Annotated in this window: 1 pseudogene; it reads right to left on the bottom strand. The window is 71.8% G+C overall.

From position 1 onward, the window contains the following. Window positions 1-234: pseudogene (locus G3I42_RS24635) on the bottom strand (MFS transporter); the annotation flags it as partial.

The following is a 234-nucleotide window of genomic DNA, read 5'->3' as shown; positions in this document are numbered from 1 at the left end:
CGCGAACGCATGCTGATCATCGTGAGGGCGAGCGGGAAGGCGCAGTTCGAGACGCCCAGGAGCACCGCCCAGGCCCAGGCCCCGCCGGACGGGGCGAGGAAGAGACCCGCGTAGCCGATGAGGCCGCACAAGCCCAGGAAGACGACGATCGGGCCCTGGTTCCGCATCCGGGCCGCGACCCGGGGGATCACGAAGGCGAGCGGGACGCCCATCGCCATGGTGACGGCGAGCAGG

The sequence above is a fragment of the Streptomyces sp. SID11385 genome (assembly GCF_010548245.1).
In the GTDB taxonomy this organism is placed as follows: Bacteria; Actinomycetota; Actinomycetes; order Streptomycetales; family Streptomycetaceae; genus Streptomyces.
The sequence above is the reverse complement of the archived record's forward strand: the minus strand, read 5'-3'. Positions and strand labels throughout refer to the sequence as shown.